This window comes from Fusibacter sp. 3D3 (assembly GCF_001748365.1).
GTDB lineage: Bacteria > Bacillota > Clostridia > Peptostreptococcales > Acidaminobacteraceae > Fusibacter_A.
The window spans coordinates 201,562-218,442 of the sequence record NZ_BDHH01000008.1 but is presented as its reverse complement, the minus strand read 5'-3'; the positions used below and the strand labels follow the sequence as shown (position 1 = coordinate 218,442).

Sequence of the window (16,881 nt, the reverse complement as noted above, 5' to 3'; positions counted from 1 at the left end):
CAGCGCGCACTGGCTCAGTGCTCCATTACGACAGGCCTTACACGCCAACACAAAAAGCAAAAATCGAACGTTGGTTTCGCACCATGAAAGATCAATGGCTTGCGGCTCTGGATATTCGGGATTTTCATTCCCTTGATGAGTTGCGTGGTAATCTTTTAGCTTACGTCCAAAGGTATAATCAGTCACCACACGCCTCACTTAAAGGGTCTTCTCCACAGGATCGCTTCTTTTCAGAACCCGAACGCATCAGGCGTCTTACTGATGAGGAGATTCAAAAACACTTCCTCCTTGAAATTGAAAGGCGCGTTTCCATCGATTGTGTCATCACCATCGATCAGATTGAGTATGAAGTTGATTATCGCTTTGCAAAGCAAAGAGTTCGCCTACGCTACTCTGCGGATATGGCATCTATTTTTATTGTTGAACACGATGGCACTTTTACACCTATCCGATTACTCAACAAACACGAAAACGCCTTTGTTAAACGAGAAAAGTTACATTTGTATAGAGGTGAAGAAGTATGAACATGAACTATATCGCCCGCTACGGTTTGGAATTCAACCCTTTTTTAAAGAATTCTAAAGAAGTTCTTGTTGACACCAAAGAATATCGTGAAACCCTTTTCCGTCTTGATTATTTAGTCAAAACAAAGGGATTTGGTCTTCTTACGGGCACTCCTGGTCGCGGAAAAACCACTGCTATCAGGCACTGGGCGAATAACCTCAATCCCTCTTTATATAAGGTGATTTACTCTAGTTTTTCTACGCTCACAGCTAATGATTTTTACCGCAATCTTGCTGTAGAACTTGGAGCGCAACCCGCTTTTCGTAAGCCTGATAATTTCAGAACTATTCAAGATGAAATTTCACGACTTGCCATTGAAAAACGAAAAACACCCGTTATTATCATTGATGAAGCCAACTATATCAATACCGCCATTCTCAATGACCTTAAGATTCTCTTTAACTTTGAAATGGATTCTAGAGATCGCGCTGCCATACTCCTTGCTGGACTGCCTTCTCTCAATTCAACACTTCGTTTGGGCATCCATGAGCCCTTTCGTCAGCGCATCGTGATGAACTATGACATGGGGGGCTTAACAAAAGAAGAAGGTCGATGCTATATAAATGATAAGCTTAAAGGTGCTGGATGCACTCAATCCATTTTCGATGATAATGCTATCGAAGCCATACTCAATGCCGCCGATGGCACACCCCGAATTATCAATAAGTTTTGCAACGCGAGCTTACTCATCGGCGAAAGTCACAAAGCGTCATCTATTAATACTGACATGGTCATGCAAGCCATTAACGATACTGAACTCTAGGAGGTTTTTTATGATTTTTGATTATCGTTGTTCTAAAAGTAAATCTAAGTCTGGCTCTTGGGAAGGTCAAGTCCAGTTGCTCACTACCGTTCATCCCTATGAGATAAAAATAACCGCTCGTGGAAGTTGTTTTCACATCATTTGTGGTCACTACGCCCATGGTAACTTCTTATGTATTCCTACCCATGGCGTGGCAACTGAACTTGCGGCACTAACCGATACCTTCTGGAACTTAGAACGCCTTACGAATTATCATCCGAATTTTTCAAAAACAGATGCCATCAGCATTATTTATGCCTTGAAGGCGATTAGTTCATATATAGATATTTAACTCAAATCATAAGCGAGGTCACTCGCTTTTTTTCTTTGGATCATTTAATATGCACTAAATATGAGGCAGTTTATTTAATGTGCTCATTAGGCCGCTAATAATTTGCTTCTGATCCCTAGACTAGGCACAATTTAGGATTAAACAATGCGACTGATGGTGGTGCTTTTAATTTGACGGATAACACAGAAGACGCATTTCAATACATCAAATGTTAAGGTTCAACGTTGAGTTTGATGACGAAAAAGAATCTAATGTAGCATTTCAATACATCAAATGTTAAGGTTCAACGTGCCTTCGTTAAACATATCCCACGCCTTGAAGCTATTTCAATACATCAAATGTTAAGGTTCAACAAAAAGCGGAAAGCAATACGCGGATTTTATAAGAGCATTTCAATACATCAAATGTTAAGGTTCAACCACAATGGGAGAATTGGCAAAGAAACGGAATGTAATTTCAATACATCAAATGTTAAGGTTCAACGGCAATTCTACGATAAGACAGAAAAACTAATGGAAAATTTCAATACATCAAATGTTAAGGTTCAACGTGAGAATACAATTTACCAAGGTGACATATTTAAGACATTTCAATACATCAAATGTTAAGGTTCAACACATAAAGGACAGCTGATTGACTTAATAACTATATCATTTCAATACATCAAATGTTAAGGTTCAACGGGTTAACGCTAGAATTTCAGAATTATCTTCTCTTAATTTCAATACATCAAATGTTAAGGTTCAACCAAGTTTCATTGCCATATCAAACAACCCAGATTAATTTCAATACATCAAATGTTAAGGTTCAACAAGAATGCGAGGACTATGATGATGATTCGGTCAAATTTCAATACATCAAATGTTAAGGTTCAACGCTTTTTGGCAAATAGGGCACATAACCATTTATGCATTTCAATACATCAAATGTTAAGGTTCAACTCCCCCAGTCAAATATCTAACAAGTTCATTACTCTCATTTCAATACATCAAATGTTAAGGTTCAACATTCAGAGACAGCGAAAAAGTTGAAGGCTTTTTCTAATTTCAATACATCAAATGTTAAGGTTCAACTATAACGCCAGTAAAATGACGGATAAGACTATAATATTTCAATACATCAAATGTTAAGGTTCAACAGCGTTGACACCGGTTGGATCGGAGAGCTTGACGGATTTCAATACATCAAATGTTAAGGTTCAACATCTACAAGCACATGAACCGTTAAAAGGATCATCATTTCAATACATCAAATGTTAAGGTTCAACGAAAGTAGGTGATTAAATGTATTTTTGCAAATCGCTATTTCAATACATCAAATGTTAAGGTTCAACCAGGTTGGCATCATGGAACGGATCGACAACAACTATTTCAATACATCAAATGTTAAGGTTCAACTTGTTTTTTACCTACTTTCAATAACTCAGCATCTTCATTTCAATACATCAAATGTTAAGGTTCAACCCATCGACGACTGCGAGTTCAAGCGCAATTGCCATATTTCAATACATCAAATGTTAAGGTTCAACCAATCAGTCAAGTATTGACAAGAACCCTTTTCAGTAATTTCAATACATCAAATGTTAAGGTTCAACATCTCTGCTATTATGAACGCACTTGAAACAAGTTCATTTCAATACATCAAATGTTAAGGTTCAACATTTGCAAAACGTATTTATAACATGGAACGAACAATATTTCAATACATCAAATGTTAAGGTTCAACGCACCCGCACCGTTTGTAGCGGACAAGATACGAATATTTCAATACATCAAATGTTAAGGTTCAACTCAACATATGATCGCGAAAAGAAAGAAATGTATCTATTTCAATACATCAAATGTTAAGGTTCAACTACCATCATGTCAAGGGGTTTGTATCGATTTAAATTCATTTCAATACATCAAATGTTAAGGTTCAACAGTGAACACCGCAACAAGCGACACCGGAACAATAGTATTTCAATACATCAAATGTTAAGGTTCAACTCGTCTCGAAAATATACACTAAAGCAAATTAACACATTTCAATACATCAAATGTTAAGGTTCAACTTTATCTTTCACCTTCCAACCTCCTATCATTAAATATTTCAATACATCAAATGTTAAGGTTCAACTTATATACAGCGCACAGGGACGCTTATAATATCCTATTTCAATACATCAAATGTTAAGGTTCAACTATTTCTAATAATCTACACTTTTCAATGCTACTTGTATTTCAATACATCAAATGTTAAGGTTCAACTTGCATTTTTGCTGTTTTTGACATGAGACATCACAATTTCAATACATCAAATGTTAAGGTTCAACGGTATCTGTCACTTTCATCTAATAATCCCTTTGGGAATTTCAATACATCAAATGTTAAGGTTCAACAAATTCACCGCACCAACAACATGCACGTTTACACGAATTTCAATACATCAAATGTTAAGGTTCAACGTCAACGCTATTCGATTCAATGATGCGATTAAGCTCATTTCAATACATCAAATGTTAAGGTTCAACACTGCATCGGCTCTTTTTGTTTGTCTGCCAAACCTATTTCAATACATCAAATGTTAAGGTTCAACATCTCAAACTCTATAACCCGATGTGGTTTGCCAAATTTCAATACATCAAATGTTAAGGTTCAACCGAGACGAAATTGTTAAAATTAAACAATCTGTAAAATTTCAATACATCAAATGTTAAGGTTCAACATGGATTGTCAGAAGTGGTTTTACAAGATACCAAGTATTTCAATACATCAAATGTTAAGGTTCAACATATAAGCTTAGAAAAGAATACCTCTTTAAAATAGCATTTCAATACATCAAATGTTAAGGTTCAACGATGCTACCGTCACCGCTCCTTATGTCGGTTGGATTTCAATACATCAAATGTTAAGGTTCAACTTTAAAATACGTTCAATTTGGAGGAGGTTGTGATAAATTTCAATACATCAAATGTTAAGGTTCAACAAATTTGTTTCCATTTTTCTTCTTAATAGCACTAATATTTCAATACATCAAATGTTAAGGTTCAACTGTAAGTGTTAAGCCGTGGGATGGAAAGTTTTATTTATTTCAATACATCAAATGTTAAGGTTCAACGACAATGCAAACGCAAGGTGCTAGGGCTAAAGTGTATTTCAATACATCAAATGTTAAGGTTCAACGGATAACTGGAAGAAATGTAGAGTCCTTTTTATAGAATTTCAATACATCAAATGTTAAGGTTCAACATTAGAATTGATTTAAAAAACGGCGAACTTTACGGATTTCAATACATCAAATGTTAAGGTTCAACTAATTTATTTAATTAGAAAGGATAGAATATGATAGTATTTCAATACATCAAATGTTAAGGTTCAACCATTCTATAATGCCCATTCACAAATAATCCAAATTGATGAATCCATTCAAATTTGAACATTTTAATTAAAATTACCTTATGTTTTTTCGAAATTGTAAGTGCATTCTCAAATTCAAGTACAGCTATTTAAATCAGAGCGTTGTACATTTTAATTCCACAAAATGGTTTCCTTTTTTATTACATATAATTACAAAATTAGTTCTTCTCCATAATCATATTTAAAGCCGTGTGTCTCTTCTTCAAAAGAACTTTGACCAATCATTTTTATAATTGTGATTGTATCAGTATCCTTGTTGATGACTTTCTTTATTTCATTTCTCAGTGATATTAATTGAGATGGGGTTATTTTGCCTCTAAAAATAGACTTTTGAAAATGGGACAAATATTTTTTGCAAATCTTGAATACTTTCTGGCACTTCTTTTCTTCAACATCATACATCACAAAGACATAATTATAATTGTATGACCTCTTCAATTATATCATCTCCTTCATCGTAAAAGGGTGAAATGGTTCATCTTCAAGTAAAAATTTAACCAGTTTGTACCCTTCAAGTTTTATCGCTGTATTGTAAGAGATGCGCCGGTTGAGTTTCGCATGTTGAAAAGTAGAGTCCAATTTTTTCTCAAGTTCGATGGTGAATTTTTTTCGACCTTCTTCGTTGAGATAGCAATAATTAACCTTGCGCTCGAAATGTTTTTCTACTTGAATCATTTTCTTGTTGATCATGTTAATGATCACTGGAATTACCACATTAAGCTTAAAGGCTTCCGCAATATCAAGTGAAAGTGAAAAGCGTCCTTCGCTAGGTTCATGCAAAAAGCTAATACTCTGATCTAAATGTGTGTGATAAATTTGTGTAATCGTCTTAGCGTATATCAAACTATTGCCATAAGAGATCATCGCATTCAACGGATTATCAGGTGGTCTTTTCACACGTTTATTAGAAATGAATTCTGGATCAATAAATTGATTAAGCCCTTTATAAATATGAGCCCAAATCATACCTTCAACCGCTAACGTCGATTTAATGTTATCGGATTGATCCATTAGTCTTGGGATATTATATTTTAAATCAAGCAGAGCATTTTCAATGCTATCACACTTTTCTTTTTTTCGAGTTTGAATAAGTTCAATCGCATTTAACCGAATTCCATTGACAAAGGCTTTTGAAAGTATATCCCTTTGATTGACATATGCAAGTGCCTGCTTCACAGTTAGGCGACCACTTAGATATTTTTCACGTGGATAGAACGTTCCTGAATAAGTGCCATAATAAGTGAAAAAATGAGTCACAACACCATTTGAAGATAAAAAATCAAGCAGCTTCGTATTGATTGATATCTCATTCATCATAAACATTTCTCTAATGCCTACAATTGGCAAATACACTGTTTTTCCTTCAGATTTAAAAACAAGAGAGGAGTCCTTACGTTTAACCTCTCCCATGGAAAAAATATACCTTGTATTACCACTCATAAAACCCCCTCCTAACCTATAATGATCAGAGCATACAATACGAATAATAAGCACATTTTTTACACTTACTTGCATAGAGCACAGGCGGTACTTTTTCAGCATTGATAAGTTCACTTATTTCAGTTTCAAACCTAGTAAGTTCATGCTCGATTGAATCATCTAGCTCATAAAACAATATTTTGGGTGACTGGTTCGCCTTTTCTAAGCATATGAGTTTACCTTTTTTCAAAATGCCTTTGCCCTTTAATACTTTAAGGTAATAAAGAAGCTGCCATTTTGAGGCTTCCACATCACTATTTGACTTTTTATACTCTATTAAATATTCGCCATCTATCTTATCCAGTTTGATATTTTCAATTGCAATCTCGCTTTTTTCTTCTACATAACGTTCTTGATGAAGTGCCTTACCAATTTTTACAAGTTCACTGTTATCCTCTAAGTTTATTTTATTCCCAAATAGATAGCACTGTCTCTTACAGTGAAAATAGTAGTTCATTAAGGTTCCGCTTATTCGCATTTTTTCACCTCATACTTATAGCTTAAAGGGACTTTTTCTATAAAATCATATCCTCGTATGATTTTGAGGCCCCACCATTAATCTCCTTATAATACTTACGGTTAAATTTTTCGTCTTCTAAATACATTTCTTCGCCCTCACTTAAATAGTACATTTCTCCAATGAGATCATCATATTTTAGTGGCTCGGCATGAACGCTGTACGTGAAATATGAAATAACTCTATTTAATTTTGAAAGCTCAATCTGCTTTTGTGTATAAGGCTTATCCATGTTTAAAAGCAAATCTTTATACTGCTGCCAAACCACTGCACCCTCTATTATTACCCCTTTTGCATTTAAATTTCTAGGTATAAAAATAGTAAATGTCACCTGATCAATCAGTTTCATATGCTTGTAAAATTTTAAATAATCTTGCTCCTGAACATAGGATTGAAACAATGCTAACGCATTTTTATTGGCTTTCAATTTTTCGGTAGCCAAACGTTTTAATACATCATCAAAATAAAGTCCAAATTGCTTATCAATAAACAACTGTCTGTATTTCAAATTTCTTAGATTAAAATCAATCCGAACATCATCTCTGTAAATGGTTTTAGCTTGCGTATAATCGAAAAAAAACACTTTGCATCCTAGACGCATACAAGAACGATTGATTCTGCCTATAAATTGCTCTTCAGAATCTATCAATGAAATATCCTTATAGCCAATATCCATATCTATATCTACGCCTGCCTCAATCACTTGTGTTGCCACAACGATCACCTTCTGCCAGATAAATTGTTTTAACGCATCCTGAGCCTTTAACTTTGAAATCATTTCTTCTCTAAATAAGATATGATCATCTCCAGTGAGCTCTTCAACCGCATAATCAGTAAAGCGATCATCCACCTTTAGACTTTTAAAAAAAGTACGGGCACTCTCTTTATCTATAAATTCAATCAAAATTCTATTTTTCTGCTTTAAAATAACATTTTCAAAGAGGTGTGTTTTTAAAGCCTCCAGTGTGATGACACCACAATCTAGCATAGTGCAATCCACTGCTACACGATCTTTAAAATAGGGACTTTGATAATATCGACTGCCATCTTGTAATAGATTAACAGCCACATTCGAGCCACTTAATATATTGAGTTGTGGCAACGTTGCAGACATGATAATGAACCGAATATTCAAGCATTTAGCATAGTGTTCCATGAGTAAAATAAGTTCACTCCAAATCATGTTTTTATAACTTTGAATTTCATCAATTATAACCAGACTGTTTGCCATATGAATCAGTGGCAAATGGGATTCTCGCCCTACGCCCATAAGGTTCGAAAAGAATTTCACATGACTGGTTAACGTAATCGGATAATGTAAAAAAATACGGTCTAAATAACTTTTATTATAATCTCCTATTTCTGATTCTTCACTCGCTTTTTCTTTAATCGGAGAAATCGCATTTACCACCGCCACTGAAGATGCATCAAAAAGCTTCGACAAGACTGATTGTGTCTGATCTATCAGTGTATTAAACGGGAAAACATAGAAAATTCGATTAATAGAAGGCTCTTTTAATAGTGCTTGCACAGCAATATTGATAGAAGTTAGGGTTTTACCGCTTCCAGTTGGCGCTTCAAGGTAAAAAATTGATTTGTCTATATGCTTTACAAAAGTATCTGCCGCTTCATTAAAAATCTCTGTCCTCAAATGGTTAATGGATATTGGGTGCTGGTTAAAATCAAACATTTGAATAGACTGAATTAAAGGATCATTAAAATAGGTGTTTGTAAAAGTTTCTGCATCCTCTATATAACCAAAATCATCTATCACACTTTGATTCATAAAATCACCAGTTGCATAAAAGTCACAAGCGACTATTCCCGAATAAAGTACTTTATTTAGTATCAGCAATGTCAAATCCCTAGAATCAGTCATCGTATGATTTGTGTAATTTGAAATAAGAGTCTCCAAACGATCTGATTCATACTCGAACAATCTTTCCTTGAAACAATAACCCTCAATACGATTTGGATGATCCTTAAGCCCCTCAAGTACACCCGCTAACCTATCTGCAAAATGATTTAGATCTTTTAAATAGCCATGATGTCTCGAAATCATATAAGCAAAATTAACGATCATCTGTTTTAAAAACTTTACGGATTTCTGTTTAAACCCTTGGCCTTTCAAGCTAGCAAATTGAATGTCAATGTAGAGTAATGAGGAGATAATACTGTGTTCACTCATCCCCTCCGATATTAAATCAAAATGAGGATTTTTCATCTTTTCCACTTGGAAATCTCGGTTAAGCTTGCCTATATCATGGTAATAGATTGCTTCTAAAAACAAATTTTTCACATAGGCATCAACCGCTTTCACTTCTATTTCTGCTATTTCAGGCTTAATCAGTTTTCTGATCATCCCATCAATACATTCGGACAATCCATTTTGAGTTGAAATTTTCATAAAGTAATCCAAAGTCAATTGACAATGTTCTTCAAGTGTTTCATTTTTATTGGGGCGTTTATGAGCATAATAAATCGAATCATTTTCTACACATTCACTTATTTTTAGCATTTTACCTCCCTGTGAAAATCCACCCGTTCACAGGGAGGCTATTCTTTTCTTTCACGGCATCAAATAAATACAATATTTTGTTGGTTGTATGCATACACTTTGGCATTTGAAGTTGAAATTCTACGATTTGTAAACCCTATTTTTTTGAATTCATACATATTTTCAGGCGTAAACCCCACTGGCATATAATCTTTAAACATAAAAGGTGGTTCATCCTCATCATCAAAATCATCTTCAAAGATAAAGTCATCCACTTTGAATAGACTCTCCAGTGTTTCAGCCCCATCAACCTCATGAATTTCGACCAGAAAAGGTTCTGTAATATCAGCCATGTGATCATTCTTTCCAAGATAAGGCATGTAGACTGCTTCGCCATTTAACAGAATATTTTTCAGATGTCCTTGTAAGTCTTTATCCTCTAACGATGTGAAATCAATAAGGATTTCCCATTTAACATCTTCAAGCCACTGTTCACGCACGATCAAATTGTTACCCGTTTCGCCACTTGCATACCCTACAGAATTATTGAAGGTTTGAACTTTTTTTGAGAACAAGCCTCTTTTATTCCCAATAGGCAAGACAGCCACTTTAAGGAATTGCAATTTCTCATAAAATTCTGGATATTGACTTTCACCCTGTTGAGTGTATCCTCCAAGTCCTAATACCGCACCTAAGATCCCTAGAAGTTGAGGCTTCGGTAAATGATTGTATGTGTAGTAACAATACGAATTGACATCTGGCTTTTTAAAGTGTGCCGTTTGTCCCGATATTAAAAATCTTATCACTTCCATGCTACATCACTTCTTCTCTGGTCAAAATATGATAGCATTTCACTTTACTACTTGGATCAAGATCTTTTATTTCAATACTTAATGGATCAAAGTAGATTTCCACGCAATCAATTTCATCCATCGTTTGAATAAGCTTAGAGAGTTTTGATAAATTGAGTTGATTTACAGCATCCTTTTTTTCGAACTTCATATAATTGGATAAGTTCGGGAGTGCTCTCTTCGATTCACCCTTCATTTCAACAAAAATACTGTACTCATTATCACAACCAAATTTACTGTTTGTTGCAAATGCCGTTGCCGACACAAGTGCTGCCTCTTTAAATTTTTCATAAGCATCTTGCGTATACCCTTCAAATCCGTCTATTATCTGAGCATAATTATTATAATTATCTGGATTAACAGTGAAAGGATAACAATAATGAGCCTCATCTGCAACAATTTTGGTGCCTAATGACGAATTATTGGCATCCTCTTTTTTAGAATTTCTAAATGGAGATAAGATATCTTGAATCTCCACCCTTGTATCGTCATATTGATTAAATCCTTGGCCAATTTGAACCGCACCTGTAATGGAGATATTTGCATTCGCCTCTGCAAATGTCGCCCCAAAATTCATAACATCAATGCATTTAAAAAGATTACATACCAATGCATTTGTACTGGTCTTCTTAGATGCACTTTCATTAAAAAGCTCTTCATAACGCTCTGCAAGTGACTTAGGCGAAATGGAATTTTTATCATCCTTTTTTTTCTCATCCTTTAATGATTTAATGTAAAGCACTTTTTCGCCCTCGTTCATCCATTTAACCTTCATAGGGTATTTTAAAGCTTTATCACTGCCATATATTTTGCCTTTGGACGTAGTCTTCGGTCTGCCTGTAAAATCCGCATTCCAATTGGACATATTGCCAACAATACCTATAACCCCATAAACTCTATTCTTCTTCATCTAAAACAACCTCCCTTTTCATAAACATCATATTATCTGATAAATAGCCTGCTAGAAATAAATCGCTTTTCTTTTGTTGATCGCTTTGAAAGCCCAGAAGCATCGCATACATCTTATTGAAGCGCTTGTCCCACATATTAATCGCATGAGCATATCGTTTAAACCAATAGGTTAATTCTTCATTAACCTGTGAAATGGAATTGCGGTTCATAAACGGTTCCACCATATCATGTGATTTTTTTTGCGCTTCCGATTTTGAAAATAAATAATATGCAACCTGTCCAGCTGCAAATGAGTACTCTTCTATCGTTTCAAAATCCTCAACAGTCTTGTCTTCTACCTTCTCAATAATACGTTGCTTTAACTGTTTGATCTGTCCCATTAAGGCGCCTCCCATCTCATAATCTCTAATTGAATAAAACAAGTTAAAAGCATCTCTTCCTGACTTTATGCCGCGATGACATAATGCTTCTACTATGAGCTCAAATCCAATCTTTTGATTAAATTCAACTAAATTTTCTTTGATCCCCTTTTTATAAAAGTCAAAAATCATATCTCTTGACTGCAGTAAGTAATTGAGGAGATTTTTTGTAATATATTGATTTGGTGATAAATCTTTTGCCTCTTTTTTAAAATTGTACATCAAGTTCTTAGAAAAGTAGAGTTCATCAATAGCCCTCGTTGTGCCGTCAACTGTTCCTCTGCCATAGTCGCTGTAATCCTTTAGTTTTAAAATGCCATCCTCTGTCATATTTTTATATTCTAAATGATTCACAACCCTAAAATTCATTTTTGCCCCATAAGCTGGTATAACATCAAAATCTCTGATTTCAATCTCTCCATTATTTTGATTGAGCTCCAAGTAATTTGCACCATATTGTTTTTGAGCAAATTCATTTAGAAGCGGCATCTCAAATTTTTCGTGATGTGCTTGATATCTGATGCCATAGCCTTGTGTCTTTAAATACTGACTGTATTTATAGCCCAAAAGAGCAGCTTCTAAGGTCACGCGATAGGGTACCGTTATATTCATCGTCTTATGCTCTAAATATGGTTTTTTTGAGTTTAAGCCCATATTAAGATTCGACAACCCTACAATGCCCCTTTCAGTTTTCAGATTATACTTATCCGTATTAAAAATCTTATGATATAAATATCGATTGCTCTCCCTCAAGTAAATCTCATAATCAAAATCAAAGAAGATCTTTATATAATTTTCATATGCCTCTTTCTCGGATTCTATAATCTCATAGATTTTATGAAATTCTGCCGTCATAAAGCCCTTACAAAACTTATAAATAGCGTCGTCAAAAGGTAGATTTAATATTTCTAAAACAGCTTCCTCATTTAAACTATCTGAGATTAAATAGTCATAATAATTTTGAGTAAGTTCCTGTATTTGACTTCTATTAAGCATTTTATCTGGACCAAAGAAACTCTGTTTTTTAATAAACCATGTCAGATAATTATTGCTGCTAATGCGCTTACTATTAACCTTCTTCTTTTTAGCTGAATCATATAAATCACTTGGTACACATTTGTTAGAATTAATATACCTTGAAATTAAATCCCTCTTAGCAAACCAATCGTAATCTTGGCTGATCTCTCGCTCTTTTTTAAAGATAAAAGATTCCAGCTCTCCATTTGAACGCACTCTGATATAGAGCCCTTGGTCTAAAGTGTAGTTTGCCGTTATGAGATCATCGCCTTGCTTTTCATATGCAATTTTAAAATCTTCAAGTAGTGTTTCTATCATTTACTCACCCCCCTCTATATGCAAAATCCGGCACCAATTGATGATGATTTTTCTAAGATACCAGTCGTATACGCCAGATAGGCCATGTCTAACGAAAGGGCATCTGTATTAAACGCAAGTAGCAGTTTGTGACCAATGAGCTTACCTTGTTTATAAGGTATGATGATATTTTTCTTGTTTTTAATTTCAAGATATTGGATAAAAGCATCGCTTCTTTCTGGCATCTTACCCTGTAATGCCTCATACTTTGTGACTAAATTTTTTTCGATTTTAGATTCTAAGGCTTCAACCCCCTCTTCTCTCGTCCAGTATTTTTTACCCAGTGTACAGATAACAGGCGTTGCCGTGTAAAGTGGTTCACTAAACTTAAACCGCTTTTGAATTAAGTTTGCCCCTAACATCTTCATTTCATCTGTTTGAGTTACGGCTAAGGCTATTGAAAAATTTTCTGCAATTTCCTTAACTGGCGTACGCATCTTAAAGACATAGACTCTTCCTTTAAGGTAGATTTTGTCGTTTTCTCTTGGAAATAGGTAATCAAAACAATACAATTTAACATGTTTTTTGCCATGAAGATTCTCTAAAAAAGGTCTTTTTTCCATAGCATGATTAATCAATTTAGCTATTTTCTCATGAACTTCTCGTGCAGGGATATCTTTCTGTAGATAGACCGTATTGGTAATTTCATAATAATACATTAACTGCCCTCCTCTCTATTGGATTAAATCATTTCATCTGATTTAAGCTCATTATAATCCGAATAAGTAACAAAAAATGGCTCTAATTAAAATGTTTTTGATATATTTTTTCAATTTTTTCTCTGTACTTATTCTTGATATATTCGGGTTCTAACACATCCACAAATTCTTTCATAGAGAGCAACCACCCGATAATTTCCTCTTCACCTTCCAGCGTTCCAGTAAATTCGATATGGTTATCATCGATTCTTTTAATACTCTGATCCTTTGTCCATTGTTTTTCGCTAATAATTTCATCAAATGGAAATGCGACTTTCAATTTCACCTCATAATTCTTTCCTCTGTGAATGCCAATACAATACTCAAGCAGTTCATCATTGGTATAATCATGACTTTTTTCAAAGAATGCCTCTAGAACTCGAAATTTTTGAATTCGAGTCAATTTAAAAATTCTGAGTGCATTTCGAAGTTCACAGTATCCCACCAAGTAAGGTGCTGACTTGTAATAGATAATCCCGTACGGATGAATAATGCGTTTTTCAGAATGCTTTTGGACATTGTTTATGCGCTTGTAAGATTCAAGTTCAATTTTTTTTTGATTTCTAATGGCATCATTTAATTTAATCTGTTTTTTTCGCTCTTCTTTTGGTTCATGGTTATCTTGATGTGCTTTTAATATGAAATTTAAAGGACTCTCCTCTTGATGATTTTGAGTGATTTTTAAAAACAGTGTTTCAAATTCCGGATAAATCTCTTTGAATCTTGTTTTAATCATTTCCCTGCAGACTCTTAGGCTTTCATATTCTTCACGATCAATAAGCAATTGTTTAGATAAATTCCTTTTATTCAGCCTATAACCGCCATGAGGTCCTGTGTACACATCAATGTAATATAGCCCTTCTTCATTGATCTCAGAAATATAACCTGAAATCGTTTTAGGATGAACGCCCAGATACTGTGACAATTCATTTCTTGGAACAAGATCTCTTTGTTTTAAATATTCAATAATTTTACCCACACGACTTGCTTTAGATATAATTTTCACCCCCTTCCTACCAATGTCCTGATGAACAAATGCGACTAACGTCCTATCTTATTTTAACTTTCCAAATTATGTATTGCAAGTAGTGATTTGATAGTTTTTAGCTGAAAATTCGTTTCTACAATAAATCTTGATAAAGTTATGCTCTCATTATACAAATCATGTCTAATCAGTTGACACTGTAAATCTAAAATTACTTCTTTCACGAGGAGAATTAGATTTTGCGGTTTTAATAAAACAGTATTTCCTTTATTTCCCATCTGTAAAAATCGAGTAAATTATAGTCTAAATTCAAATATTTCAGGAGATTCCTGTTAGCTTATCAAGCATCAAACATGCTATAATAACAATATCACTTCATATTCCTAATTCAGAAACTCCCGCTGAATGCAATCTGGTAGGATTACGAAGGTTGCGAAGGTTGCGAAGGTAGCGAAGCTGACTGAGTGTATGCTTTGATAAATATTATAATTCTACAAGGAGACCAACTATGAAACTGAATCGATTTTCAAAAATTATCATTATGGGCTTTATCACATGCCTAATGGCAACAACCTCTACATATGCAATTGGGGCGCAACACTTACCAACCCTTGTTGCAGAGAAACGTGCAATTGAAAAAAAAGTTACTGTTTCTGAAGAAGAAATCTTGAACCAATTAAAAATTGCTGAATCGCAAGTAAGTCAAGAAGAAAAAGATGCCTTTGAAGCAAAATGGAACATCATGACACCGCAAGAAAAGCATGATTATTTATTACCGATTTACCTAGATGAACTCAATAGCTTACACACAAAATTAAAAATTGCAGAAAACGAAGTAAATAATAACAACGTCTTAGATATGAGTTTTTTACAATTTTATCAATCCGAGTTAATCGAATTTGGTAACAAAATAAGCATAATATCTGCTGTCCAAACTTACAAGTACAGTGCCTACAAACCTCTTAAAAAAGCTGTTGATGAACTTTATACACTTGCTGGAATCCTTGATTTAGGGAGCGCAGGCCTTGCATCTTCTGCAATTGATTTAGAAAATGGCACATCTGGTTCAGAATCAGAATACGAAAATCACAGTCAATATTATAGTGAATTTTATAATCAAGCTTATGAAATCAGCTTAATGCGTGAATATGGCATTGAAATTGATCAAAACTTAAACAGAATGCTTCAAGAAGTCGCACTTGCTCACAAAGAAAATTTAAAGCGTTATAAAGATGTATTTGAGACCGTTACCAAATGTGTAGACCTCTACTCCAAAGGCGGAACAGACTCAACGCTCTACCGTGCCACAAAAAACATGGATCGCCAATTATACGTTGATTTTAATATAAGGGACACAAGTGATTTTAGTTCGATCCAAATAGATGAAAATGATATTCTAACGCCTTTGGCATATGAAGTCATAGCAAGTTTTAGAAATGTTTATGAAGTAACCGAAGGTTACTTAGTATATGCGATAGTAGGAACACCGAGTAGAATGCAAGCTGAAATGGATGCTGCCCTCTCTAAAGCAAAAATTGACCTAAATCTATTCGAAGAACAATGTAATGTTTATTTAAAAGCTGGTGAAATCATCAATCAAAATATTTTTGATACTATTACCAGAATCAAAGCAGACCGTCAAAAAATAGCCCGTGCAAATGGCTATTCGTCTTGGGAACTATACCAAATTTATTTAGAATCACTTGAAAAAGCCAAATATGATAGTCGCGTTAAAGCAAAAGCAACTGAGCTTGCCGTCGTTCAAAAAGAATACGAAGAAGAAATGCGCCAATTAGAAGCAGAAGCACATGCGGAGTGGCTGAGAAATCGCGTTGACTTTAGCAAACCATCATCACAGCAAAATCATGCTAAAGGCTTCTACATGGATAAAGCACTCTCTCGTATAAAGAAAAATAGTTTTCTCAGTTCATTTGCTGATTTAAGTCTTAAATTTGAATCTCAAGCTTTTGACGAACTTTTTAGAATAAGAGCAAATGGAGGCGACACAGCACTCTTACAAGAGCTTTACGACAGTCACCCAAATGAGTTTTCACTTATTCGCGATCTTTATCATTACTATAAGTAAATAAATC

13 protein-coding genes and 1 CRISPR repeat array are annotated in these 16,881 nt (G+C 34.4%); of the genes, 4 read left to right on the top strand and 9 right to left on the bottom strand.

Annotation, left to right across the window (positions count from 1 at the left end; all coding sequences use genetic code 11):
- The 3 genes from F3D3_RS11365 to F3D3_RS11355 all read left to right on the top strand — a co-directional run.
- The coding region (locus F3D3_RS11365) for an integrase core domain-containing protein (RefSeq protein WP_139132073.1) at positions 1-524 on the top strand (524 nt) is incomplete at its 5' end.
- On the top strand, positions 521-1,327 hold the full coding sequence (locus F3D3_RS11360; protein ID WP_242877126.1) for an ExeA family protein: 807 nt from the start codon (positions 521-523) through the stop codon (positions 1,325-1,327). The genes F3D3_RS11365 and F3D3_RS11360, both read left to right, overlap by 4 nt.
- 10 nt (positions 1,328-1,337) lie before the next feature.
- Positions 1,338-1,658 (top strand): DUF6618 family protein, encoded by a 321-nt coding sequence (locus tag F3D3_RS11355; RefSeq protein WP_069873694.1) that lies wholly within the window; start codon positions 1,338-1,340, stop codon positions 1,656-1,658.
- A gap of 193 nt (positions 1,659-1,851) precedes the next feature.
- Positions 1,852-5,019: a CRISPR direct-repeat array (repeat unit 30 nt; unit sequence ATTTCAATACATCAAATGTTAAGGTTCAAC).
- A 187-nt stretch (positions 5,020-5,206) separates the two neighbouring features.
- Here the strand turns inward: F3D3_RS11355 and cas2 are convergent.
- The 9 genes from cas2 to F3D3_RS11310 form a co-directional block, all read right to left on the bottom strand.
- On the bottom strand, positions 5,207-5,458 hold the full coding sequence (gene cas2, locus F3D3_RS11350) for a CRISPR-associated endonuclease Cas2 (RefSeq protein WP_069874028.1): 252 nt from the start codon (positions 5,456-5,458) through the stop codon (positions 5,207-5,209).
- 36 nt (positions 5,459-5,494) lie between these two features.
- On the bottom strand, positions 5,495-6,496 hold the full coding sequence (cas1b, locus tag F3D3_RS11345; RefSeq protein ID WP_069873998.1) for a type I-B CRISPR-associated endonuclease Cas1b: 1,002 nt from the start codon (positions 6,494-6,496) through the stop codon (positions 5,495-5,497).
- Positions 6,497-6,521: 25 nt separating this feature from the next.
- Positions 6,522-7,013, bottom strand: coding sequence for a CRISPR-associated protein Cas4 (locus F3D3_RS11340; RefSeq protein WP_069873996.1), 492 nt, complete (start codon positions 7,011-7,013; stop codon positions 6,522-6,524).
- 37 nt (positions 7,014-7,050) lie between these two features.
- A complete protein-coding gene (locus F3D3_RS11335) occupies positions 7,051-9,570 on the bottom strand; it encodes a CRISPR-associated helicase/endonuclease Cas3 (protein WP_069873994.1) in 2,520 nt (839 codons plus the stop codon).
- 59 nt (positions 9,571-9,629) lie between these two features.
- The gene (gene cas5b, locus F3D3_RS11330; protein WP_069873989.1) at positions 9,630-10,361 is read right to left on the bottom strand and encodes a type I-B CRISPR-associated protein Cas5b; all 732 of its coding nucleotides are present in this window, start codon (positions 10,359-10,361) and stop codon (positions 9,630-9,632) included.
- 1 nt (position 10,362) lies between these two features.
- Positions 10,363-11,310 carry a type I CRISPR-associated protein Cas7 gene (locus F3D3_RS11325; protein ID WP_069873987.1) on the bottom strand — a complete coding sequence of 316 codons (948 nt, stop codon included), beginning with the start codon at positions 11,308-11,310 and terminating at the stop codon, positions 10,363-10,365.
- A complete protein-coding gene (locus tag F3D3_RS11320; RefSeq protein WP_069873986.1) occupies positions 11,297-13,066 on the bottom strand; it encodes a hypothetical protein in 1,770 nt (589 codons plus the stop codon). The genes F3D3_RS11325 and F3D3_RS11320 overlap by 14 nt, the downstream gene beginning before the upstream one ends.
- 14 nt (positions 13,067-13,080) lie before the next feature.
- The gene (locus tag F3D3_RS11315; RefSeq protein ID WP_069873984.1) at positions 13,081-13,764 is read right to left on the bottom strand and encodes a hypothetical protein; all 684 of its coding nucleotides are present in this window, start codon (positions 13,762-13,764) and stop codon (positions 13,081-13,083) included.
- Between the two features lie 82 nt (positions 13,765-13,846).
- Complete coding sequence (locus F3D3_RS11310; protein ID WP_069873982.1) at positions 13,847-14,809, bottom strand: YafY family protein; 963 nt, start codon at positions 14,807-14,809, stop codon at positions 13,847-13,849.
- A gap of 487 nt (positions 14,810-15,296) precedes the next feature.
- On the opposite strand from F3D3_RS11310, the gene F3D3_RS11305 reads away from it, so the two are divergent.
- Positions 15,297-16,874, top strand: a complete 1,578-nt coding sequence (locus F3D3_RS11305; RefSeq protein WP_069873980.1) for a hypothetical protein — start codon at positions 15,297-15,299, stop codon at positions 16,872-16,874.
- Positions 16,875-16,881 lie beyond the last annotated feature (7 nt).